This is a genomic window from Acinetobacter sp. SFD, assembly GCF_001647575.1.
In the GTDB taxonomy this organism is placed as follows: domain Bacteria; phylum Pseudomonadota; class Gammaproteobacteria; order Pseudomonadales; family Moraxellaceae; genus Acinetobacter; species Acinetobacter pecorum.
This window is the reverse complement of sequence record NZ_LSZJ01000012.1, coordinates 63,058-85,202: the sequence shown is the minus strand read 5'-3', so window position 1 is coordinate 85,202 and position 22,145 is coordinate 63,058. Positions and strand designations below refer to the sequence as shown.

The following is a 22,145-nucleotide window of genomic DNA, read 5'->3' as shown; positions in this document are numbered from 1 at the left end:
TATATACCAATCAAAATTAATTTATTTCGTTTAACTGGTAAAGGTTTATTAAAAATTAGGCAAACTTCGCCAAAAACCTCTCAATCGCTACCTGCGCAATTTCTGCATCCTGAAACGACTTTACACCTGACACGCCCATCGCACCCACCAACTGCCCTTGGTACAGAATTGGCTCACCGCCTTCTAGCATCCCCGAGAAAGTCTCCATGGTCAGAAAACCCATCTGTCCGCCTTTGATAATATCTTCAAATAGCTTGGATGGACAGCGACTCATGGCAGAGCATCTGGCTTTTTCAATCGCCAGATTTGCAGTCATTGGTGCTGCGCCATCCATGCGCTTCATCACCAGCAAATTACCGGTTTCATCCACTACAGTAATGCTGACATTAAAGCTATTCTGCATCGCATATTGGTGCGCTGCATCTAATAAAAATTCCGCATCACTTAAAGTCAAATAATGTTTGGTTTTCATGAAAAATAGTCTCGAATTTTAAATGTAATCTCCCCTAACCCCTCTTTAGTAAAGAGGGGAACTTTATTTATTCAGTTGAGGTTCCCTCCTTTTTAAAAGGAGGGTTAGGGAGGATTTAAAAAATTAAAATTTATCCTTTCATCTCAGCAAAAGTTTCTTTTGCGGCCTGAATGGTAAATTCGATATCTTCATCAGAATGTGCTGCTGACATAAAGCCGGCTTCAAATGCTGAAGGCGCAAGGTTTACGCCACGATCGAGCATACCATGGAAGAATTTACGGAAAGCATCGACATCACATTTCAACATCGAATCAAAGCTGGTGATGTCTTCCTGGTCGGTAAAGTACAGACCAAACATGCCACCAACCTGTTGTGTCTTGAATGGAATGCCTGCCTCATCCGCAGCAGCTTGCAAACCAACCAGCAGCTTCTCAAGTTGAGCAGACAGTTTCTCGTAGAAACCTGGTTCACGCAGATGTTTAAACATCTCAATCCCGGCACGCATCGCCAGCGGATTACCCGACAACGTACCTGCTTGGTATACTTTACCCAGTGGTGCAATACATTCCATCACTTCACGCTTACCACCGAAAGCGCCCACTGGCAGACCTGCACCAATAATTTTACCCAGTGTGGTTAAATCCGGAGTCACGCCATAATGAGCCTGTGCGCCACCCAGCCCAACACGAAAACCTGTCATCACTTCATCAATAATAAACACTGAACCATGCTCATCACAGACATCCCGAATCGCTTGCAGGAAACCGTCAATCGGTTTCACCAGGTTCATGTTGCCCGCCACAGGCTCAACAATCACGCCGGCAATTTCAGAGCCAAACTTGGCAAAGCATTCTTTTAAAGTGGCGATGTCATTATATGGAAGGGTTAAGGTGTGTTTGGCAAAATCCGCTGGAACACCTGCAGACGTCGCTTCCCCTTCTCCACTGGTCAACAAGCCTGAACCGGCTTTTACCAATAATGAATCGGAGTGACCGTGATAACAGCCTTCAAATTTTACAATCTTGTCACGGCCAGTATAGCCACGTGCCAGACGGATCGCAGTCATGGTCGCTTCTGTACCTGAGTTGGTCATGCGAACCAGCTCAATCGATGGCATGATCTCGCAGATAATGTCTGCCAGCGTGGTTTCATGAACTGTGGGCGCACCAAAACTCAAACCGTCTACTGCAGCATCCTGAACCGCTTTAATAATCGCCGGATGCGCATGGCCCAAAATCATCGGCCCCCATGAACCTACATAGTCCACATAACGCTTACCATCTACATCATAGAGATATGCACCTTGGGCTTTTTCGATAAAGACCGGTGTACCACCGACTCCATTAAATGCACGTACAGGTGAATTGACGCCACCCGGGATGTGTTTATTGGCTTGTTTGAACAGTTGTTCTTGCTTTGGAGATAAGCTCATGAAGGCACTCGACTCAAAATTAAATCAATCAAAAAATTTTATGCTGTAGCTTGAAAAAGCGCAGACCATTCATCTAAACGTTCAGGAATGGCATTCATAGGTAGTCCCAATATATCACTAATCACCGCACAATAATCCGCACCTGACTCAATGACTTCTTTAGAATTTTCAACCGTTAAACCGCCAATGGCACATAAAGGTACATTTAATTTCTCTTTGGCCAGTTTTAAGGTTTCCAGACCAATATTACCGGCTTCTGGCTTGCTGTCAGTGGCATAGATTGCGCCGAATGCCACATAATTTGCACCATCAGCAATGGCCTGTTCAGCCAGCTCAAGTGAGTTATTACAACTACGGCCAATCAACACGCCTTTAGGCAAACGTGCTACAGCATCGACAATCGAACCATCATCCTGGCCCAAATGCACACCCACGCCGTATTTAACCGCCATTTCAAGATCATCATTAATCACGAAAGGTACACCATATTCAGCACACATGGCTTTCATATACTCGATTTCGTAAATTTGATCTTCTTTCGCCACTTTTTTACGACGATATTGCAAGACCGCAACACCACCATTGGCCATGGCACCTTCTAACTTTGCCAACAAAAGCTCTAAGGGATCATCATTGGTAATTAAATATAAACCGCGCATCTTGCTCGCCACTTGCTAGGATGGCTCTATTATAGGCATAACTGGGTTTGATTTCCGCAGTCCTGCTATTTTCGAGCCTGAACAGCTACAAATTTGCAGGTATTTAGAACACTTGATCCGTTAAATTTCAAATGTCCCTATATCTTGAGAGGTAGCCCGATCGGCAGAAAGTAACTTAAATAAGCTTAGAAATAAAAAATAATTATTTGTGTTGCTCACATTCGCTCTCTTGGATTTTTAAGTATTCTTTTATAAAGAAGAGATGTTTCAAAGCCAGATGGGTTCTTTTACTTTCGGTTCAAATCCGCACGTTTTCGTCTACAACCACTTAGTCAAAATTTTAATTAAGTATTTGAAATTTAATTATTATTAAAGAAATATAAAAAAAGCCTGGAGAAGGTCGCTCCAGGCTTGGAAAACTGATGTATTCATTAAAATATAACGTTTGATCAAAAAGCTGGATCAGCAATAACACAATTATTAGAATAATAAATCTAGACTTGCAAGTCTTTTATCGAAATTTCATGCTTTAAACGCACACATTCCGATGAACGTATTTTTCGCTCAACTGGAAATCTTATCGTGTTTTTGGTCAAGCAGACTGATATTGCCACGTAGAACATCTGCAAACATCCTCCAGTCCGAGATAAAACTATATAGCGGTTGTTTAAAACTGGCCGGTTTATTGCGCTCAAAAATAAAATGACCAACCCAGGCACAGGCATAACCAGACAGCAGCCCATAGGCAAAATATCTAGGCTTGCCTTGGCGAATGGCTTTGGCAAAACAGTATAGTCCAATGCTACTGCCTGCTACATGCAGACGGCGGCTGACAATATGTCGATGCTCGGTCAAATAGAAGCGATAAAATTCATGATAATTTTTAATCGGCATCTGTGGCTGAACCGCGACCACATTATTTTTTTCTGGTTGTACTTGTACATTCATTGCTCATCATCCTGACGTTTTTGTTTTACCTTAGCGTATATTTTAGCCAAATAACAGTTTTTTAAATCTGTACTTCTCTGCTTTTCGAATGTCCTCGGGACACCCTGATCACTATCATTTGAGGCCCATACGAACCAATAAAAATGAATCTTAAAACTTCTGTTCAAAATTTTTATATTCAGGTCAAGTCTTACATGTATTTTGATTTTGGTTACAATCTGCTACGCGCACATCAAAACTATAAGTACGGCTGCTGTCCGCCTTTTCATAACCTTATTCAAGTGAAGATTCAGTGCTTGCTTATACTGAACAGATAGGATGATTCTCATGGTTGAAGTTGAACTCAAGTTCCAGATTCCTGCGGCACGACGTACTGCGCTGCTTAAGGCACTTGATCCGAAAAAGTCTCAACAGATCCAGCTTCAAGCGAAATATTATGATACTGCCGACCGCCAACTTGCCCGGCACGGAGTAGCACTGCGTCAACGTCTGGAAGGCACATGTTGGGTGCAAACGCTGAAAGCGGCCGGCAAAAGCCATATCGAGCGTTTTGAACATAATCATAACTTAGGAGAACTCGCTACACCTCCAGAATTGAATCTAGATATTTACAATGAATATCCCGAAGCTTGGGCAATTCTCAGCAATGCGCTCGGCAATCAGTTTGACCAGCTACAGCTACAGTTCGAAACTGACATTTCCCGTACTTTAAGGGTGATTGAATATGAAGACACGCAGGTTGAAGTTAGTCTGGATATTGGACAGATTCGCACACAGCATGCCGAGCAACAGGTACATGAAGTCGAGTTCGAGCTAAAGAATGGTTCCATTCAGCATCTGCTGGCTTTTAGTTTTGAATGGGTCAAGAAATACCAGCTCTGGCTCGATGTCCGCAGCAAGGCCGAAATAGGTAATTTATTGGCCGCTTCACAGCGGGTTAGTCCTGCGACTCTCAGCAAAGAATTCCAGATCAGTAAAAAAGACAGTGCCAGTAAAACCATGTGCAGTCTGATTGCACAGCAGATGCAGCATTTATTACCAAATATTGCGGCAATCGCGGATCAGATTGCAGAGCAGGAACATATTGATCAGGCACAACTGGCACTGGATCAGCTGCATCTGACCCTGCTGCTGTTCAAAGACTGGCATCCTCAGCTTTCCGACAAATGGGCGCATCAGCTGGCGGCTTTTAAGCAGCAATTTGAGCACCTGCAACATTTACAGCATATGCAAAATAGCCTGGCGGGCTTCCTGCAAAATCCCACTACCACAGAAAACCTGGCTAAAGATATTCTGTATGCTCAGGAGAAACTCGCCAATCTGGTCAAGTCCACCCAGAATGTGCATCATTATCTGGAATTGCTGATGTTCAGTTTAAGTGAAAATGAGCATGCCTCACCGGACTTAAAAACTGCGGCACAAACCACCTTGCAACAGCAATATAAAGCCCTACAAGAACAAATGAACCAGACGAACATCACGGATTTTGATAGTCTAGATCAATTGGCCACCCGGATTCAGGAGCTTAAATTCAGCTTTCCGATTTTAACCACAATCTATGATGTCAAAAATTTGCAAAAATACAGCAAAGCACTGAATGATGCACAACTGGCAGCCGATGAATATCAAACCTTGGCATCTTCGGCGGTCTATATACAGCAAACTGAGCTGGAAGCGAGTGACTGGTTTGTTCTGGGATGGTTGACTGCCAAACAGGAGGTTTATGCCCAGAAACTGCTTGAAGCGACCGAACAGTTCCTGGTGAGCCGTAAATTTTTAAAATAATTATATTGAAATAAATTTCACGAGAAATAGCTTAAGCACACCTTCTGTAGTGTGCTTTTTTTGTTGCAGAAGCACATCACAACCTTGCTAATCTTTGGGCTATATTAATCTGTAAACCCAACATCGCGGAGGAATAACCCGATGGCAGAAATAGAACTCAAATTTCAGATCCCACCCCAGTCCCGGGTACAATTTGAGCAGGACATTCAGAAACTTCAGCCGACTCGGCATCGCTTGTGTGCCAGATACTTTGACACTGAGACACAGCAATTACAACAACATCAGATTGCACTCCGACAACGTCTGGAAGACCAGCAATGGATTCAGACACTGAAAGCAGCGACTGAACACCACTTTGAACGTTTTGAACTTGAACATGAGTTAAAAAGCCCTCCTGAACATTGTGACTTTCAGTTATACCGCAAACATAAACCGGCCAAAAAAATCCTAAAACAGGCGCTTGGTGATTTGGAGACGCCCCTCATTCTGCAATTTGAAACAGATGTCGCGCGATATGTACTCACCGAAAGCCATCTGGACAGCCAGATTGAAATTGCTTTTGATGTCGGTGAAATTCGCCACAATAATCAAACCATTGATATTTATGAGGTTGAATTTGAGCTTAAATCCGGTCAATTGAGTGAATTAATTGATTTCATTCAGCCTTGGGTACAACGTTATGCTTTATGGCTAGATACCCGGAGCAAATCGGAACGCGGCTATACCTTGTTACAGGAGGAAGAGAATCTTCCGGTTCAGTATCAACTTCCCTTAGTGCTTGAACAGAAAGACCAGGTCAGCACGATTTTGCAAAAGATTGTTGCCAATTGCCTGGCTCATCTTTTCCCCAATGCTACTGCAATTGCAGCCGAGACTTATAATAGTGATCATGTGCATCAGGCACGTGTCGCGATTCGGCGTTTGCGCAGCGCATTTAAAATTTTCCAGTCCGTGACCGAGCATGTGCAGCCTGAATGGCAGGAACAGCTGCGGGATATTTTCCAGCAGCTCGGTTCTACCCGAGATCGAGATGCTCTGGCAGAAAGTCTGATTCCACAACTGGAAAAAGCTGGTTCCCCCCTATTGAAATTGCCGCCACACTCACAAAAACCGCCTGATATTAGTGCGTTGTTCAGAAATCCTGCTACCGTAACATTAATGTTGCAACTGCTCTGTTTTAGCCTGGAGGAAATGCAGGACAAGACCCGGTCTTCTCATAAGATATTACGTAAAGGTCTGAGCAAGCTGCATCAGCAAATCTGTGAGGATGCCAAGAACTATCAGGAACTGGATATTGAATCCCGGCATCGGACACGCAAACGGGTCAAGCGCTTACGCTATAACGTAGAGTTCCTGCAAAGCTTATTTCCCGAAAAAGAGGTGAAAGCTTATTTGAAAGCCTTAAAGCCCTTACAGGAAAGTCTGGGGCATTATAATGACTTATTTGTAGCCCAAGAGCTATTCAGACCTTATATCAAGCAACAGGGCAAGGCCTGGTTTGTGCTGGGCTGGATAAGCGCGGAGCAACAGCGTTTGTCGAGCGAAGCAGCAGAACGTTTACAGCAGTTTGCCGAAAATACCAAGCCCTTCTGGTAAGACGGGCTTGGTCACTGCTCTACCGATATTTGCCGAATACTTTCCAGGTATTATTGTCTGCCAGAGGATCGTTATAACTGTCACTACGCTGCTTGCGTGGCTTATCGCGTGCATCGATCAGCTCAAAATGTGGCTCGACACTCAGTACAATCCCATTGACGTAAAAACGGGTGCGCGTATATTCACTTTGACCATGCTGAAATACATAAGTGCGCAGATCAACAAATTCACGGTGTGCCACTAATGCTGCGGTATCGTCACTATCAAGCCACTGCCGCATGGCTGCAACCTGCTCGGGTTCGAACTGGCCGCATTTTTCGATCAGGCTGGCGACCCCACGAAAAGTTTTGGATTCTTTGGCACGGGTTTTATTGATCCGGATCCGGTCAACATGAAAGTAAAATAGCGGCAGGTTTAAATGGCTCGGCAGATGGATCGCATCCAAGATTTCATCTTCCATAAAAGGCTGAAACAGATCCTGTGCCCTTTCAATCAGACCGAGCCACTGACTATAGTATTCATCTACCTGTGACTGGCTGCCATAATAAATCGGCAAGCCTTCAACATTGGCCAGATTTGCCGGTGGCCAGATATTCTGGCGCAATAAGGCAATATCACTTTTTAGACTTTGTACCGCAATCGCATCCTGCATGGCATTCACTTTTATATGCTTAGGCTATTTTTTAGATTAAGGCAAAGGTTTAGTTTCTGCAAGGCTTTGCCTATAATTAGCGATTGAGATTTTAGTGTTAGGAACAAATTCATGGTTCAAAAGATTGAAGCAACCGATGTAACCGAAGAAGAAGCGTTAAATGCGGCATTCTTTGAACGTGCTGATGAATTTATTCAACAAGCCAACGAGTTTTGTCGCGTAGAAAAAGGCTCACAGGAAAAACCGAGCGATAAGCGCGGTCAAGTCAGTGCAGCGATGTTATTTGGTACTGCCCGTTTTAATACTTGGGTGGCAGCGAATAACTTTAAAGATGGCAATGAAATGCGTGATGCCAAAGATCAGGTCATGTCTTATATCTTGCAGCAATTTCAAATGATGCTGGAAGATAACTATGATGAATACTGTGAACAGTTCGAAAACTATTTGCGTTTCCGTCACAATGAAGAGTTTCATGCCAACAAGCATAACCATGATCACAAGCACGATCATTGATGAAAACATGAAAAGCCCTACGGGGCTTTTTTTATTTGCCGTCATTTATCATATTGACTTTAAAATGATTTTAGCACTATATAAATTGAATAATAAATAAACTAAAACAAGGTATAGCATGCAGCAACTTCCCTTCCCGATCATTGACCCGCATATTCACCAATGGGATCCGTACAACACCCCACATGCAGCAGCACTCGCGGTCAAGCTGTTTGGCAAACATCCTAGATTGCTGGACAAGCTGGTTCGACTGTTAAAACCCAAAGATGTCATTGAGACCATTGGCCTGACCCAGCACCTGACTGCACCCTACCTGCCTGCAAATTACAAGAGAGATGCAGGACATTATGAAGTTGAGCAGGTTGTGCATGTTGAAGCCAGCTGGCATGACCATAAAGGCACAGGCGTAGTGGATGAAACCCGTTTTATCGCTGGACTTCCTTTTGATCAGCACACTATCCAATTGGGTGGGATTGTCGCCACGGCGGATCCGCGGCAGAAAAATTTTAAACAGTTAATTGAATTGCATCGCGAAGCTTCTCCCAAATTTCGCGGCATCCGTAAAATGGCTGCAGTATATCCAGATAAAGGAATTCATGCCTGGACTGATGAACCGCATCTCTATCGCAACAAAGATTTCCTGAAAGGCTTTGAGGAACTCGCCCAGCAAGATTTAAGCTTTGATGCCTGGGTATATTCGACCCAGATTGCGGATGTTACTGCGCTGGCCAAAGCCTTTCCTGAAACACCCATCGTACTGGATCACCTCGGCACACCCGCAGGTTTATTTGGCAAAGTGGGCAAAGCTACAGGCAAGACCGAACAAGATCGCACCCAGATATTTGCAGACTGGAAAGATCAGTTGGTAGAACTGGCCGAATGCAAAAATGTATCGATCAAAATGTCTGGTCTGTTTATGCCAGTCTTGGGACATGATTTTCACACGCAAAAACGGCTGGCAAGTAAACAGGAATTAGTCGAACGTGCCGCACCCCTGATTCAGCATGCCTTAGACTGCTTTGGTTCTGGGCGCGTGATGTTTGCATCCAACTTCCCAATGGACAGTGTCAGTAGCTCACTCACCAATATTATTGATGCCTTTAGCGATATTGTTCAGGACTATGATGAAAACGCGTTACAGCCGATCTTTTATGAAAATGCTAAACGTTTTTATCGACTTTGAGTGAATGAGGACATGTTAAGTTGGATAACAGATTCCAGTCTAAATACACCTTCAGGCAAAGGACTATGTATTTTACTCACTATTATTTCAAGCTGGATAACGTCTTATTATTATCAAATGGTGATCCATCATTCTTTTGATCGAGATATTGCTTTCTGTTCAGCTTTGATTGGTTGTGGAATATTGATTTTTCTTCTTATTGCATCTGATTGGAGTCTGTCCCTATCTATCCTTGCGGGCATAATCGGAGGGATTATTTTTAGCCATAGAGCAATCTATAACATAAAGCTCAAATAAATAAAAAATCCCCTCACATGAGGGGATTTTATCAACACTATGATGTTTTAACTTGCTTCCCATATTGATCGGCCATCACTTCAACCAGCTGGTCGGGCTTGATGTATTTTTTAATCATGGCATCAATATCAGCTTTACTCAGTTTAGCAATCGCCTGATCACGTTTTTCTCGGTAAACCAGATTACGGTCTTTTTCCAGCTGTGGAATCAGCATAGTATGAATACGGCGATCATCTTCCAGTGCAGTTAAACGCTGTTTCAAGATACTGGCTTTTGCCGCTTCGACTTCCTGTTCAGTCACGCCACGTGTCAGCAGTTCATTGAGTACCTTATGCACTGCCTGAGAAACCTGTGTGGATTTTCCAGCCGTATAATTGGCACTAATCATCATGGCGCCCACATCTGCCCATTCATCGAGTTGCACATCTGCACTAAAACCATAGACTAGTGCATTTTTCTCGCGTAGCTCTTGTGCCAGTCGTGACGATAACTGTGAATCACCCAGAATATATCGGAATACCTGTAATGCAGGTGCATCGGCATGATCTGCGCCGACAGGCATGCTCATGAATGCCTCATAACTCCCGAATTCACGCTGCTCGGACAAAGCATGAATTTTCTGGGCTGGGTAGCTCCGATATTCCGATTTCAGACGCTCATAAGGCTGTGCAGCTTTCCAGTCTGAAAAACTGTTTTTCAGTACATTTTGCATCGATTTTGGATTAAATTCGCCCGTAACCGCGATTTGCGCATGCTGGGTTTTTAAAAACTGCTGATACAGTGCCACAACCTGTTCGCGAGTCGCTTTCTGATACTGTTTTTTGGCCAGTTCAGGCTCGAAATGGAAACGCAGATCGCCAGGCTGATAGATCTCGATTGTTCGGGCCATTGTCAAGCTCGACACCGTATCTGGTTCGGTATAAGGACGATCCAGGCTGGATAAAATTTGCCCCTTGATCAAGTCAAACTGGCTTTGCTCAAATGTAGGGGTTTTCAGCACATCAACGACATACTGGAAAAACTCTTCAAACTTTTCTTTTTTAGCGCTGATTTGCAAGGTCAGGCCATTACTGGATGCACTGGCAGTCGCAGAACCACCTACCTCAATAATTTTATCGGCAATCTGCTGCAGACTCTGGTCTTTTGATGCGCGTAACAATAAGTAAGCCGTCAGATCCAGAATCTCGCCCTTATTCATCAGGCTTTGTGCAGTACCAAAATCTAGAGAAATTGTGGCATAGACTTTATCATCGCGTGTAGTGGTCGGAAACAGCGCATATTTAATGCCATTTTTTAACTTGCCACGCTGAATCTGTTTGTCTTTACTATGCAAATACTGTTTGGACTGCTGTATATATTGTTTTACTTCAGCCTGATAGACACTGACATCTTTCAGTGGCTCTTCTGCTTGCACCTGCTGATCCAGGGTTTTTGCCGGTGCTTCTGTTTGTGCAAGTTCCTGTGCTTTCTTCTGATCTTCCGGTGTGGGTAAGATATTGCCAGAAATACGGTATTCAGGTTTAAAGAAGTTCTTAAAGTCCTGATTGACCTGATTCACACTCAGGCTTTGAATTGCATTCAGATCTTTAAAATACTTGCTCCAGTCACCCGAATACGTCACAGCATAATCACTTAAACGTGAACCCAAAGCAGTCGCACTACTTTTAATATTATCTGCCTGATTCCGGGTCAGATTTTTAGCCCGATCCAGTTCTGCCTGAGTAAAAGGCTGGTTCTTTTCTACCCCCTGAATCAGCCCCTGTTCAATATCCTGTGCCTGATGATTCGGGGCATAGATTGCCCCCATAAACACCAGATTGAAGTCTTTATCAAGCCAGGTACTGGATTGCACCGCTGTTGACTTCCCAGTTTCCACCATACTCTGATAGAGATGTCCACTTGGCTGCAAAGTATAAAGCGTTGGCGAAACAGCCAAAGCCGTTTTAATGTTTTCTTCTGATTGGTTTAAATAAATATTAAACCTTGCCAGATCACTACCTTTTCGCACGGTAAATTCACGCTGTTTGATCTGCTTGGGTTTAAGCACCGGCACTTTCACTTGCGCCGGTACATTTCGGGACTGAATCGGATTGAAATGCGTATCCAGCTGTTTTAATACCTCTGCCTTGTCAAACTTGCCCGAAATCACCATAAAGGCATTATTCGGTGCATACCATTGACGGTAAAAACGGTTTAATTCCTGCATATTGATAGATTGCAGTTCATTCAGATCACCAATCGGCAAACGGCCTAAATACTGATTACCATAGGCCGATTTAAATACCTGATCGATCAATACCGAAAATGGCTGGTCCAGCCGGATTTCACGCTCACGTTTTACAATATCAATTTCAGTCGGTACATATTTTTCCTGAAGCACCAGCTTGTCCATGCGTTCGGCTTCCAGAAAAATGACTTCACTTAATGCTGTTTTTTCAGGACGGATCACATTGGTATATTTGGTCGAGTAATAGTCGGTACTGGCATTGGTCATCAAGGTGTATTGATCCAGTCGGCGCTGGAACTCATCCCCTTTGACATTTTCTGTACCTTTAAAGGCCAAATGTTCCAGCAGATGGGCCAGTCCACCCTTACCTTGAGGATCGTTCAGGGAACCGGTCAGATAGACCGTATTCATAAAAATCTTATTTTCTTTATCATTCGGAGCCAGAATAATACGTAGTCCGTTATCTAGGCGATATTCTTCAACATTTTGTTCAGTTTTCACCAACACAGGTTGTGCAAAACTCAGCACACTACAGCCAGACAATATGATAGCCAGACTTAAATTTTTATAACGTAGCAACATTATTCATCCAAATTATAAAGGTAAATTTTTATTCATGCTCATCTTGGAAAATGATTCTTTTACCAAATAGCCTATTCCAAGCCGAATCATCAAAATAACATGTCGCCTCACCTGACAACATGTATATCTATGTCATTAAATATAAATTTCTGCCTGCATATATAATTTCCCATAACCTGAAATTTCAATACGCTCCTGATCTTGCAAGGCACAATACAGTACGCCACCACGTGCTGATGCCTGATAGGCGACCAGTTCATTTTTACCCAGTTTTTCGGCCCACAGCGGTGCAATTCCGGTGTGAATCGAACCGGTTACCGGATCTTCATTGATGCCATTACTCGGTGCAAAATAACGTGAAATACAGTCGTATTGCGTATCTTGTGAGGTAATTGCGACATCTAAACAGGTATTTTGAGCCGTAATGGCTGTACGCTTACCATTCAACTGTTTAAGCAGTTCAAAATCAGGAGTTTCATCCAGCACATCCTGTACCGATTCATATTCAATAATATAGCCCTGTGTATTCAGATAAACCTGTTTAAACGGTTTGCTCAAGGCCTGTCTTAAAGCTTCAGGATATTCAGCAACTGGCTCTGCACGACGGATTGGAAAATTCATTCTGATCTTGCCATCTGCATCCTGACTGACCACAAAAATGCCTAAATCTTTCACATGAAAATAAATCGTTTTCCCTGTACCAAACTGATTGAATAATACAAAACTGCTGGCCAATGTCGCATGACCACAAAAATCCACTTCCCTGGTTGGGGTAAACCAGCGAATGGCATAATTCTCTTTATCCATCACTTTAACAAAAGCTGTTTCAGACAGATTATTTTCCAGTGCGATATTTTGCATCAGCTCATCTTCGAGCCAATCCTCCAGTACAATCACGGCGGCTGGATTGCCTTTAAACAATTCTGTAGTAAACGCATCGACTTGGTACATTTTCATTTTTTGAATTCCTGAATTCCTGATCTCTAGTTTAAAAGCTTTTTTGCAAGAATAAACTTGAATATGTTAATGATCTCATTAATCTAGCCTATTAAATAAATAGAGCAAATGGTGCTGCATGACAAACTCCCATCTTCAAAGTGTTCCCTTAGAAAAAGCTTATCGTCTGATTACCCATGGACCTACTGTGCTGGTATCTGCTCAAGACCAGCAGGATACAGATGTCATGGCAGCGGCCTGGGCATGTGCACTGGAATTCAGTCCTGCCAAAGTGACCGTGGTACTGGACAAAAGCACCAAAACCCGAAATATTATTGAAAATTCAGGTTATTTTGCTCTGCAAATTCCGACACTGAAACAGCTGAATATGGTCTATTATCTGGGCACACAGAGCCTGTATGATGTGCCGGAAAAAATGGCACAATCCGGAGTAGAACTATTTCATTTTCCTGATGCGGATATTCCTGTAGTACAAGGCTGTGCGGCCTGGATACTTTGCGAACTGATTCCCGAGCCGCATAACCAGCAAATGCATGACCTGTTTATTGGCAAGGTGATTGCAGCCTATGCCGATGATCGGGTCTTCCGCGACGGCCACTGGCATTATCATGAAGTGGATGAAGAATGGAAAAGTATTCATCATGTAGCCGGTGGGCATTTTTATACTATTGGTAATGCGGTGAGCATTGATGCTCCTGAATCTTGATTTTTCTATATCTTTCTATTCAGCATACATGGAAGTCATTCTGGTTTAACAGATACTATCTAGCAACTCCAGAATACCTGAAATTATGCTACTTTATTCCTAATTTTGATTTGATGTGATGCGCTATGATGCCTTTTAAAATTCACTGTATTGATGTCCAGAATTCACTGCAAAATTATATCTGGTTGCTTGAACATACCGTGTCACATCAGGTGGCCGTGATTGACCCAACTGAAGCAGACTTGGTACACGCCTATTGTGCCGAGCACGATTTGATCATAAGTCAAATCTGGCTGACGCACTGGCATAAAGACCATATTGGCGGTGTGCCGGGGTTAATCCAGGGGGAAAATCTGCCTGTGTATGGCCCACGGGCAGAACTAAGCAAAATTCCGTTTATCACACATCCACTTGAGCATGAAGAACAGTTTAATTTTCATGGAATAGATATTCAGGTGATTGCTGTACCTGGGCATACACTTGGCCATATTGTCTATTTTATTGATGCAATTGATGTGCTGTTCTGCGGCGATACTTTATTTGCTATGGGTTGTGGCCGGGTTTTTGAAGGAACGTTTGAACAGATGTATCATTCACTGTCTCGTCTGGCTGCCTTGCCGCCGCGCACGCAGGTGTATTGCACTCATGAGTACACCTTGTCGAATGCACAGTTTGCCAAACACGTCGAACCAGATAATCCTGAAATTCTGGAACGCTTCGAGCAGATCGAGCGTTTACGTATGCTAGGCCAGTGTACGCTACCAAGCAGTATTGAAATTGAATTGCAAACCAATCCTTTTCTTCGTGCAGAGAGCGTGGAGGAATTTCAGCGTTTAAGAACCTTAAAGGATGAATTTTAAATTCAATACAAAGTTAAAAATTAACCTTTAGATCAATACTATTTAATCATGGGCACTTCATAGTGTGTGCTTGAAGGGCTCGTACCACTTTTATATAAGGTAGAATCTATTGAACATTTACCTAAAAAGAGATTACTGAGCCATTTTCTTTCTTATGATTACCCCGGGGATATAAAATACTTGTCCTAGAGATAATCCTATAGAAATAATAAGTTTAACTATATTTATAAAATCAAAGGAAGGTAGCGAAATGGAATATCTGGTTATAGAAAATATTAGAATAACAGATAATAAAAATGAGATAGATCTAGATAAAGTTCATCATTTCTTAAAAACCACCTATTGGTCTAAAGATATTCCAAAAGAAGTCGTTCAAAAAGCACTTAGAAACTCTTTAGTGGGTGGATGATTAGCAGAAGATCAGCTCATCGGCTTTGGCCGCCCCATTACAGACTATGCAACATTTGCTTATCTTGCGGATATTTATGTTAAACCTGAATTTCGTGGTAAAGGCTACTCTAAAGTAATCATAAAGGCTCTTTTAGATAAAAGTGGATCAGAAATTTTAAGACGCATTCTTTTAGCAACGGCTGATGCTCATGGCTTGTATCGTAAATTTGATTTCAAAGACTTGGGTAAACCCGAAGATTTTTTAGAAATCAACAAACCTCAAATATATCAGCAAGTCACTTGAAAATATTGCAGCAATATCAATAAGCGGATAAAAATTTAAAAAAATCATAGCTTCAAATGCTTGGATTTATATAGGGTGTATTATATTAATTTTAGTATTCTTAAATAAAAACTAGTCAAGGTAGTTAGCTATTTCTATTAAATTATCATCAGGATCTCTAATATATATAGACATGATGTTTCCAATAGCACCTGTACGTTGAACCGGCCCCTCTTCAATATGAATATTAAGATCATTTAAATGCACAATAACCATAGCTAATGGGGTTTTCGCTATAAAGCATAAGTCAGCAGAACCTTTTGTGGGATGCCTCGCTTTAGGCTCAAATTCATTTCCAGCTTGATGTAAGTTTATTTTTTGCTGCCCAAACTTTAATGCTTTGCGATCATTTCCGAAAGAAACAACCTCAAAATCAAGAACCTGACTATAAAAATTACACGCTTTACCTATATCGGCAACAGTCAAAACCAAATGATCTAAATGTGAAATTTCCATATGAGTTCTCACAATCTTGCAAAGGATCTAGTTAATTACATCGTTTACTAAATTTAAGTTATTAAAATCCTCTATGCTGTTGGCGACTTGTTAAAAATGAAAATAAATTATTTCATTCCATGTACTGATGATTCTCTAAAATAAAATTTATAAGCCTCTAGTAGAAATATTTAGTTGCTCCAAAATAAAAATATCTCCCTTTACATAATGACATACCAATAAAGTCGCCAAATTTTAAGAGTAACATTGGTTATGTCGCCCCTAATGATGCTATGCGAGAGCAGAAACTTAGTGCTTGAGTTCTATTTACCGGAACTGAGAGCTTATGTACCAGTAAGTAAGATTAAAGAATCTGGTTGCTTTGTGCATAGGTATCCAGTTCCTCTTGATTAACCACACGCACCGCCTGCATTTCATCAATACGTACCAGCAGCAAACCACCTAAAGCAGGTTGATAACGACGGGCACTCCCAAAAGGCGTATAGGCCACTTTCGACTGAACACTAAAATATAACCAGTCTTCATGTCCCAACATTACAGCAACCGGATTAATTCCTTGCTGCTGCATCAATTCAATTTGCTGTTTTACATACTGTTCAATGGTTACTTCAGTCATGGTGCGGGAACTCAGTCTGAGAATTATATTCATGCCAGTATAAAACATGTAAAATCAGACTTAAGGGCAGAAAATCATCAACCAGTATTTTGGAATGGATTGAATTAATGAGAAGAAATATTTTCATTTTATGGTTAATTTTTTATTTTGACCTTATGGAAAAAATTTAAAAACAGATCATATGAGATATAAGCTATTGAATTATAAAATTAATTATGTATTTCTATCTCATTTAAATACTTAATATTTAGTTACAACATCTTCAATACTATAAAAATCATTTACTTAAAGCTTAAATTGATTTTTTCTTACTCACGCAATGTTCACTATACATACAAATTCATTTAAATTAATTTAAATAAGGTTAAATGCCCTTTAAAACATTATTTTTCACCCTTATTTAAGATTTAACAATGATGAAGGAGTGATCTCGTGAAAAAAGTGGTTAAAGCTAAAAATTTGATTGCATTTCGACTATGGTTAGAAAAATTGGGATATTCGGTACGTACCCTGGCGGATGATCGTGGTTTCAGTTTCAGCTTTAAGAAAGAATATGGCTTGGTCACCTGTGATCTGGCAGGCAATGCCTTGGCCTTACAACTAGGTGAGGAATTTGAAGACCACCTGAAAGCCTGATTACTTCTATTTAGGAGTAGAAAAATAAATTAATTTCTCCACTGATTCAGTAGCACTATTCTCTAGTTATTCAGCCCATTTCGATGGGCTTTTCTTTTTTGAGAAATCTTGAGCAATAAAAAAGCAAGGCATTAGCCTTGCTTTAATATGATGGTGGGGACGGAGAGACTCGAACTCTCACACCTCGCGGCGCTGGAACCTAAATCCAGTGCGTCTACCAATTTCGCCACGTCCCCATCAGGGTACCAACTTAGTGTTGGATTTCTTTCAAACTTTGGCAGAGGATCAAGGATTCGAACCTTGACGAACGGTTTTGGAGACCGTCATGCTACCATTACACCAATCCTCTACTTCAACCCAATATTCAGCTACCCGAATATCGATTGGTGGGGACGGAGAGACTCGAACTCTCACACCTCGCGGCGCTGGAACCTAAATCCAGTGCGTCTACCAATTTCGCCACGTCCCCGATGGCTGTGTATATTATAGAGATAGACCGTCATTGACAAGTGATTTTACAAGCAATAATAGTCTATTCCGCTATAAAATAAACAGTTAAGCTTATTTTTTATTTTTTTATAAAACTGATGTCGAAAATTTGATTCTTTTTAGGGTGAGACTCCTGATTTTTTATTTAAACTCTGACCATCTATAAATGAATACATAAATGGAGTTTTTATTATCCATGATATCTATTGTAAACTTGCATTAAAAATTTAAAGATAGAACTTACCAGCTATCTTATTTTTTAGAAAACTTTAATCAGACAACTCATGCCTTATATTATTTTGGTTAAATTTCAATTTATAACCTATATTGCGGAACCGCATTCCATTCGTTCCAAAAAACTAACCTCTTCTAAAGGGATTAATCATCAATGATTTTACCTCTAAAAAAATAAGTAAAGAGGCAATAATTAAAAGGCTTCCAATGCCGAGTAGAAGTTTATCACCAATGTATATACTTAAACCTAACGTTGTTAACGCAATAACAATAAATAAAACTAAAACAATTAAACCAATTAAACCAATTAAACCAATTAAACCAATTAAACCAATTAAACCAATAGTGTGTTTCATTTTACATTTTTCTAATAAACTGATAAAAATATTTTATTATTTAATTAAACTAAAAACAAACAAAATTTAACACACAATTACAATTCTCTTGCAGCTTAACTTTTAACGTTTTGCTTTACAAGATCAATCCTATCTTTATTAGGAAAAAATACATATTCAATTATTATGAATATTCAAATACTTAAAATATTTTTAAAAATTTCTGAAGTAAAATATTTTTAAATTTATTAAAAGACAAATATGAAGGGAGCACTACAATAAAGTTAAATTGTGCTAAGCCTTCAAGATTATATGATCTATTTAGGTTAGGAAAATTTAGATTATAAAAATGGAATGCTTGGCTCTCATTAAAGAGCAGTGTCTTAAAATAAATATTGATTTAAAAAACTAAAAGATTATTAAAAAGTTCTTGAAATCAAAAATTGCATCAGCGCAATACAAGTTATAGTTTTACAAAATTTATGGTGGGGATAGAGAGACTCGAACTCTCACGCCCAGAAGGCGCTGCGACCTGAACACAGTGCGTCTACCAATTCCGCCATATCCCCATGGCTGTGTATATTATAGCGATTAGACCGGATTCACAAGTAGTTTTGTAAGAATCCAAATACTTTTATATCAAAAATTAAGCAGTTAACTTTCAATTGAGCAAATATCATCCTACTTAGATTCCTATTATTAAATTTATCCCCCTCTACATGAAAATGATGTCTATAACTTGAATGAAAGATCACTCCATTGAAATTTAAAAGCAGTGGGATCGCGTAGCTTATCATTCTTAATATTAGAATTTTTACAGTCATGCCCTGATAATAATCATTCACTTAAGAGGTGAAACCTGGAATGTATTTAAGTTCATTACGTATCACAGCAAATATCACACTAAAAAATTAGACTTATTCAGGCAATAAAAAAGCAAGGCATTAGCCTTGCTTTAATATGATGGTGGGGACGGAGAGACTCGAACTCTCACACCTTGCGGCGCTGGAACCTAAATCCAGTGCGTCTACCAATTTCGCCACGTCCCCATCAGGGTACCAACTTAGTGCTGGATTTCTTTCAAACTTTGGCAGAGGATCAAGGATTCGAACCTTGACGAACGGTTTTGGAGACCGTCATGCTACCATTACACCAATCCTCTACTTCAACCCAATATTCAGCTACCCGAATATCGATTGGTGGGGACGGAGAGACTCGAACTCTCACACCTCGCGGCGCTGGAACCTAAATCCAGTGCGTCTACCAATTTCGCCACGTCCCCGATGGCTGTGTATATTATAGAGATCATTTCCAGCTGACAAGCCGTTTATCATAAAAAAGCACCCGTTTGATTAAATAAGAAACAATCCCGATCTTATTGTATTTTTCTCATTCAATTTCAGTCATTAAGTAGGATCTAACCGCTTTGAAATCTGTCAGCCGATGCGGTTTTTGCTTGCATAGCATATCTTCTAATAAGCATTGAAAGACCTGTAAACTTTCCGGTAACCCAATCTTTAGACGCTGACAATGCAACAGCGCCCAATCCAGATAATCAGTCGCCTGTAAACGCTGCCCGCTCAACCATTCATAAAAAATCACGCCTAAAGCATAAACTTCACTTTGCAGGCTTTTGGCCTGACCTTGAAAAAGTTCTGGCGCCATATAACGCGGTGTTGCATTCAGCTCATAGGTACCATTCTGATAGATTGACTGCACATGTTCAAAATCAAGCAGGTATACCCTGCCCTGATCATTTACAAAATGCTCCTGCTTTAAATCCGCATGTATATAGCCCAGCTCCTGCAAGCAGACTAAAGGCTCTACAGCTTGCAGCAAATGCTGTCGAATTTGTGTAATGGATTGTTGATGCGGCATGACTTGAAAATGCGCCCGTGCATCCACCAGAATCAAAGCATGCTCAAAGTGGTCATGATCGAACTTGAAAGGTTGTTGAATAATTTGATGAGGCAGGAAAAAATTTAGCTCACTTGATCGAGCATAAACCTGATAAAAATTCAGCTCACGCTGCCAGCCCAGTTCTGCCTGCGTCGATAATTTTAAGCGATCAGAGATATTCGATATTTGGGTTTTTAGCCAGAGCGCCTGCTTTTCAGCATAATACAACCGCCGCCCAAAGCCCAGGCTGCGGGCTTTAGTTCGCAGTTCAAAATTAGAAGTATCAAGATAATCTAAATTAAGTCGTGGCAATGTATTCAGGTTTTGGATCAGGTGCATGCTGATAATTTAACAGTTCCAGACAATGCTGAATAGTTTTCCCCACGCGTTCCTGAGTTTCGATGAGAGAAATTTTCGGCCATGTAGCCCGCTCCCCTTCACGCTGTAAAATTTTAAAGAGATACGGCCTTGGATTCTGCAACATATAGCTATAGTGGCGCAGGCTATACTTACCGACAATATTCACATCACCATAATAACGCTGATCCACCACCCCATAACCATGATCCAAAAGACGGCGTACAGGAGGCAAGCTTCCCGCATGTTCCCGAGCGAAATCCATCACTCCTTTGGTAATCACCGCGCCCTGACGGCGAACAATCCGTTGCGGCCAGCTTAAGGTACCTTTACGGAAACGTGAAATATCATCCTGCATAAATGGCACGATATGCGGGTTGGTCTGACTGGCAATGGTATAATTGATATTATACAGGCGTGCCATTTTCTCCTGCGGAAAATCACTGCGCACACTGCCATCCACCCAACGGGTTGAACCCATATAAGGAGTATATTGACCGTCATAACGCTTGCTGGTCAAACGCACGGGTGGAAACAGAATTGGCACTGCACAAGAGGCCAGCACCGCACTCCAGACCAGCACATCCGGAGATGTGTAGGCATTCATGATGCGTGCGTCCTGTGCCCCATCATAAGGCGCAACTGCAATATTAATATGTAGGCCTGAGTTTTTCATAGCCTCTTCAAAGGTCAGATCACCCAGATTTTCGATCAGAAATTTTTTCAGATATTTTACATCGGCCAGACCACCATTGCCTTTCAGCAATTCGCTCATTGTGCGGAAATGAAAAGCCTCATGAAAGAAATTATGTCCCTTTAGTATATCGACATATTGTGACGGTTTGGACACGCCTAACATGGCTGTCATAATGGCGCCCGCACTAGAACCCGACATGACTTTTGGTAATAAATCCTGCTCCATTAAGGCCTTGCATACGCCCGTATGAAACAGACCTAAAGTTGAACCACCAGAAAACATCAAGGCCGGTTGTCCATAAGCACGCTGACAATGCTGAAAATACTCTAATTTCTCTTCAATACTGAGGCAAGTACAGTCTATTGAAGCAATATAGGCTAAACTCTGGCTGACTTCTTCGACATAATCTTCAATAATTTTTTTGGTACCAACGTAAGCTTCAGTGAACAACAGAGGATGGGCAATGTTAGCAATATCGTAGCTTAAGCCTTCACGCAAAATATACATCAGGTCACGGGTACGCTTTTGTTGTCGATAGCGTCTTAATTTACCCAGACGATGTGCAATTACTTCTGCATCAAAATACGGGGAGCTGTTATCAAATTTCCATTCCTGCGCACCTGACTCTTCATCTATTTTCAGGGCAATATATTTCCATTCTTCATAGGACTCAGCCTGTTGCAGCTGCTGCTTGAGCTTTTTAATACGATAGGCCTGATGTGGATTAATGTCCTGAGTAAAATCTTTAAACAGCATCTGCCTTCTTCCCTATATTTATTCTTGATACAGCTCGTACTCAGAGCCAGAAAATTTGTCCAAACTTT

Annotated in this window: 21 protein-coding genes and 7 tRNA genes; 9 read left to right on the top strand and 19 right to left on the bottom strand. The window is 41.3% G+C overall.

Annotated features, from left to right (window positions below):
• Nucleotides 1-55: 55 nt before the first annotated feature.
• The 4 genes from AY605_RS07970 to AY605_RS07955 all read right to left on the bottom strand — a co-directional run bounded on the left by AY605_RS07970 (nt 56) and on the right by AY605_RS07955 (nt 3,511).
• Nucleotides 56-472: a GlcG/HbpS family heme-binding protein gene (locus AY605_RS07970; protein ID WP_064095885.1), complete on the bottom strand. Its 417-nt coding sequence runs from the start codon at nt 470-472 to the stop codon at nt 56-58.
• A 130-nt stretch (nt 473-602) separates the two neighbouring features.
• A complete protein-coding gene (gene hemL, locus AY605_RS07965; RefSeq protein WP_064095884.1) occupies nt 603-1,904 on the bottom strand; it encodes a glutamate-1-semialdehyde 2,1-aminomutase in 1,302 nt (433 codons plus the stop codon).
• Between the two features lie 38 nt (nt 1,905-1,942).
• Nucleotides 1,943-2,563, bottom strand: coding sequence for a thiamine phosphate synthase (gene thiE / locus AY605_RS07960; RefSeq protein ID WP_064095883.1), 621 nt, complete (start codon nt 2,561-2,563; stop codon nt 1,943-1,945).
• 564 nt (nt 2,564-3,127) lie between these two features.
• Nucleotides 3,128-3,511: a DUF962 domain-containing protein gene (locus AY605_RS07955; protein ID WP_064095882.1), complete on the bottom strand. Its 384-nt coding sequence runs from the start codon at nt 3,509-3,511 to the stop codon at nt 3,128-3,130.
• Between the two features lie 327 nt (nt 3,512-3,838).
• On the opposite strand from AY605_RS07955, the gene AY605_RS07950 reads away from it, so the two are divergent.
• Nucleotides 3,839-5,296: a CYTH domain-containing protein gene (locus AY605_RS07950; RefSeq protein ID WP_064095881.1), complete on the top strand. Its 1,458-nt coding sequence runs from the start codon at nt 3,839-3,841 to the stop codon at nt 5,294-5,296.
• 141 nt (nt 5,297-5,437) lie between these two features.
• Nucleotides 5,438-6,892 carry a CYTH and CHAD domain-containing protein gene (locus AY605_RS07945; protein ID WP_064095880.1) on the top strand — a complete coding sequence of 485 codons (1,455 nt, stop codon included), beginning with the start codon at nt 5,438-5,440 and terminating at the stop codon, nt 6,890-6,892.
• Nucleotides 6,893-6,911: 19 nt separating this feature from the next.
• Here AY605_RS07945 and AY605_RS07940 read toward each other — a convergent pair whose 3' ends face one another.
• Nucleotides 6,912-7,544 carry a hypothetical protein gene (locus tag AY605_RS07940; RefSeq protein WP_064096165.1) on the bottom strand — a complete coding sequence of 211 codons (633 nt, stop codon included), beginning with the start codon at nt 7,542-7,544 and terminating at the stop codon, nt 6,912-6,914.
• Nucleotides 7,545-7,655: 111 nt separating this feature from the next.
• On the opposite strand from AY605_RS07940, the gene AY605_RS07935 reads away from it, so the two are divergent.
• Together AY605_RS07935 and AY605_RS07930 are read left to right on the top strand one after the other, a co-directional pair.
• Nucleotides 7,656-8,057, top strand: coding sequence for a DUF3144 domain-containing protein (locus AY605_RS07935; RefSeq protein WP_004280011.1), 402 nt, complete (start codon nt 7,656-7,658; stop codon nt 8,055-8,057).
• Between the two features lie 118 nt (nt 8,058-8,175).
• Nucleotides 8,176-9,240: an amidohydrolase family protein gene (locus tag AY605_RS07930; protein ID WP_064095879.1), complete on the top strand. Its 1,065-nt coding sequence runs from the start codon at nt 8,176-8,178 to the stop codon at nt 9,238-9,240.
• 334 nt (nt 9,241-9,574) lie between these two features.
• On the opposite strand, the gene AY605_RS07925 is transcribed toward AY605_RS07930, so the two are convergent.
• Together AY605_RS07925 and AY605_RS07920 are read right to left on the bottom strand one after the other, a co-directional pair.
• Nucleotides 9,575-12,346: a M16 family metallopeptidase gene (locus AY605_RS07925; RefSeq protein WP_064095878.1), complete on the bottom strand. Its 2,772-nt coding sequence runs from the start codon at nt 12,344-12,346 to the stop codon at nt 9,575-9,577.
• Nucleotides 12,347-12,481: 135 nt separating this feature from the next.
• The gene (locus AY605_RS07920; RefSeq protein WP_064095877.1) at nt 12,482-13,303 is read right to left on the bottom strand and encodes a PhzF family phenazine biosynthesis protein; all 822 of its coding nucleotides are present in this window, start codon (nt 13,301-13,303) and stop codon (nt 12,482-12,484) included.
• 118 nt (nt 13,304-13,421) lie between these two features.
• On the opposite strand from AY605_RS07920, the gene AY605_RS07915 reads away from it, so the two are divergent.
• The 4 genes from AY605_RS07915 to AY605_RS15250 all read left to right on the top strand — a co-directional run bounded on the left by AY605_RS07915 (nt 13,422) and on the right by AY605_RS15250 (nt 15,563).
• The gene (locus AY605_RS07915; protein ID WP_064095876.1) at nt 13,422-14,009 is read left to right on the top strand and encodes a flavin reductase family protein; all 588 of its coding nucleotides are present in this window, start codon (nt 13,422-13,424) and stop codon (nt 14,007-14,009) included.
• A 125-nt stretch (nt 14,010-14,134) separates the two neighbouring features.
• A complete protein-coding gene (gloB, locus tag AY605_RS07910) occupies nt 14,135-14,869 on the top strand; it encodes a hydroxyacylglutathione hydrolase (RefSeq protein ID WP_064095875.1) in 735 nt (244 codons plus the stop codon).
• 250 nt (nt 14,870-15,119) lie between these two features.
• Entirely contained in the window at nt 15,120-15,278 is a 159-nt protein-coding gene (locus tag AY605_RS15255; protein ID WP_228138648.1) for a hypothetical protein, read from the top strand.
• A gap of 18 nt (nt 15,279-15,296) precedes the next feature.
• Nucleotides 15,297-15,563 carry a GNAT family N-acetyltransferase gene (locus AY605_RS15250; protein WP_227509964.1) on the top strand — a complete coding sequence of 89 codons (267 nt, stop codon included), beginning with the start codon at nt 15,297-15,299 and terminating at the stop codon, nt 15,561-15,563.
• 111 nt (nt 15,564-15,674) lie between these two features.
• Here the strand turns inward: AY605_RS15250 and AY605_RS07900 are convergent, their stop codons facing one another.
• Complete coding sequence (locus tag AY605_RS07900; protein ID WP_064095874.1) at nt 15,675-16,058, bottom strand: VOC family protein; 384 nt, start codon at nt 16,056-16,058, stop codon at nt 15,675-15,677.
• Between the two features lie 343 nt (nt 16,059-16,401).
• Nucleotides 16,402-16,674 (bottom strand): hypothetical protein, encoded by a 273-nt coding sequence (locus AY605_RS07895; protein WP_064095873.1) that lies wholly within the window; start codon nt 16,672-16,674, stop codon nt 16,402-16,404.
• A 432-nt stretch (nt 16,675-17,106) separates the two neighbouring features.
• Here AY605_RS07895 and AY605_RS07890 point away from each other — a divergent pair, with 432 nt between their 5' ends.
• The gene (locus AY605_RS07890) at nt 17,107-17,310 is read left to right on the top strand and encodes a hypothetical protein (protein ID WP_004280022.1); all 204 of its coding nucleotides are present in this window, start codon (nt 17,107-17,109) and stop codon (nt 17,308-17,310) included.
• 151 nt (nt 17,311-17,461) lie between these two features.
• On the opposite strand, the gene AY605_RS07885 is transcribed toward AY605_RS07890, so the two are convergent.
• The 10 genes from AY605_RS07885 to AY605_RS07840 form a co-directional block, all read right to left on the bottom strand.
• Nucleotides 17,462-17,546 (bottom strand) — tRNA-Leu (locus AY605_RS07885).
• Nucleotides 17,547-17,585: 39 nt separating this feature from the next.
• A tRNA-Trp gene (locus AY605_RS07880) sits at nt 17,586-17,659 on the bottom strand.
• Nucleotides 17,660-17,694: 35 nt separating this feature from the next.
• A tRNA-Leu gene (locus tag AY605_RS07875) sits at nt 17,695-17,779 on the bottom strand.
• Between the two features lie 379 nt (nt 17,780-18,158).
• Nucleotides 18,159-18,389 (bottom strand): hypothetical protein, encoded by a 231-nt coding sequence (locus tag AY605_RS07870; RefSeq protein WP_064095872.1) that lies wholly within the window; start codon nt 18,387-18,389, stop codon nt 18,159-18,161.
• A gap of 462 nt (nt 18,390-18,851) precedes the next feature.
• A tRNA-Leu gene (locus tag AY605_RS07865) sits at nt 18,852-18,937 on the bottom strand.
• 395 nt (nt 18,938-19,332) lie between these two features.
• A tRNA-Leu gene (locus AY605_RS07860) sits at nt 19,333-19,417 on the bottom strand.
• A 39-nt stretch (nt 19,418-19,456) separates the two neighbouring features.
• Nucleotides 19,457-19,530 (bottom strand) — tRNA-Trp (locus AY605_RS07855).
• Nucleotides 19,531-19,565: 35 nt separating this feature from the next.
• Nucleotides 19,566-19,650, bottom strand: a tRNA-Leu gene (locus AY605_RS07850).
• 107 nt (nt 19,651-19,757) lie between these two features.
• Nucleotides 19,758-20,579 carry a protein kinase domain-containing protein gene (locus AY605_RS07845; RefSeq protein WP_064095871.1) on the bottom strand — a complete coding sequence of 274 codons (822 nt, stop codon included), beginning with the start codon at nt 20,577-20,579 and terminating at the stop codon, nt 19,758-19,760.
• Complete coding sequence (locus AY605_RS07840) at nt 20,566-22,077, bottom strand: DUF3336 domain-containing protein (RefSeq protein ID WP_064095870.1); 1,512 nt, start codon at nt 22,075-22,077, stop codon at nt 20,566-20,568. Before AY605_RS07840 ends, AY605_RS07845 begins: the two co-directional genes overlap by 14 nt.
• Nucleotides 22,078-22,145 lie beyond the last annotated feature (68 nt).

Bases quoted from the DNA above. Each gene is read 5' to 3' on its own strand.
- AY605_RS07970 (WP_064095885.1), bottom strand. From the start codon at position 472: ATGAAAACCAAACATTATTTGACTTTAAGTGATGCGGAATTTTTATTA.
- hemL (WP_064095884.1), bottom strand. From the start codon at position 1,904: ATGAGCTTATCTCCAAAGCAAGAACAACTGTTCAAACAAGCCAATAAA.
- thiE (WP_064095883.1), bottom strand. From the start codon at position 2,563: ATGCGCGGTTTATATTTAATTACCAATGATGATCCCTTAGAGCTTTTG.
- AY605_RS07955 (WP_064095882.1), bottom strand. From the start codon at position 3,511: ATGAATGTACAAGTACAACCAGAAAAAAATAATGTGGTCGCGGTTCAG.
- AY605_RS07950 (WP_064095881.1), top strand. From the start codon at position 3,839: ATGGTTGAAGTTGAACTCAAGTTCCAGATTCCTGCGGCACGACGTACT.
- AY605_RS07945 (WP_064095880.1), top strand. From the start codon at position 5,438: ATGGCAGAAATAGAACTCAAATTTCAGATCCCACCCCAGTCCCGGGTA.
- AY605_RS07940 (WP_064096165.1), bottom strand. From the start codon at position 7,544: ATGCAGGATGCGATTGCGGTACAAAGTCTAAAAAGTGATATTGCCTTA.
- AY605_RS07935 (WP_004280011.1), top strand. From the start codon at position 7,656: ATGGTTCAAAAGATTGAAGCAACCGATGTAACCGAAGAAGAAGCGTTA.
- AY605_RS07930 (WP_064095879.1), top strand. From the start codon at position 8,176: ATGCAGCAACTTCCCTTCCCGATCATTGACCCGCATATTCACCAATGG.
- AY605_RS07925 (WP_064095878.1), bottom strand. From the start codon at position 12,346: ATGTTGCTACGTTATAAAAATTTAAGTCTGGCTATCATATTGTCTGGC.
- AY605_RS07920 (WP_064095877.1), bottom strand. From the start codon at position 13,303: ATGAAAATGTACCAAGTCGATGCGTTTACTACAGAATTGTTTAAAGGC.
- AY605_RS07915 (WP_064095876.1), top strand. From the start codon at position 13,422: ATGACAAACTCCCATCTTCAAAGTGTTCCCTTAGAAAAAGCTTATCGT.
- gloB (WP_064095875.1), top strand. From the start codon at position 14,135: ATGATGCCTTTTAAAATTCACTGTATTGATGTCCAGAATTCACTGCAA.
- AY605_RS15255 (WP_228138648.1), top strand. From the start codon at position 15,120: ATGGAATATCTGGTTATAGAAAATATTAGAATAACAGATAATAAAAAT.
- AY605_RS07900 (WP_064095874.1), bottom strand. From the start codon at position 16,058: ATGGAAATTTCACATTTAGATCATTTGGTTTTGACTGTTGCCGATATA.
- AY605_RS07895 (WP_064095873.1), bottom strand. From the start codon at position 16,674: ATGACTGAAGTAACCATTGAACAGTATGTAAAACAGCAAATTGAATTG.
- AY605_RS07870 (WP_064095872.1), bottom strand. From the start codon at position 18,389: ATGAAACACACTATTGGTTTAATTGGTTTAATTGGTTTAATTGGTTTA.
- AY605_RS07840 (WP_064095870.1), bottom strand. From the start codon at position 22,077: ATGCTGTTTAAAGATTTTACTCAGGACATTAATCCACATCAGGCCTAT.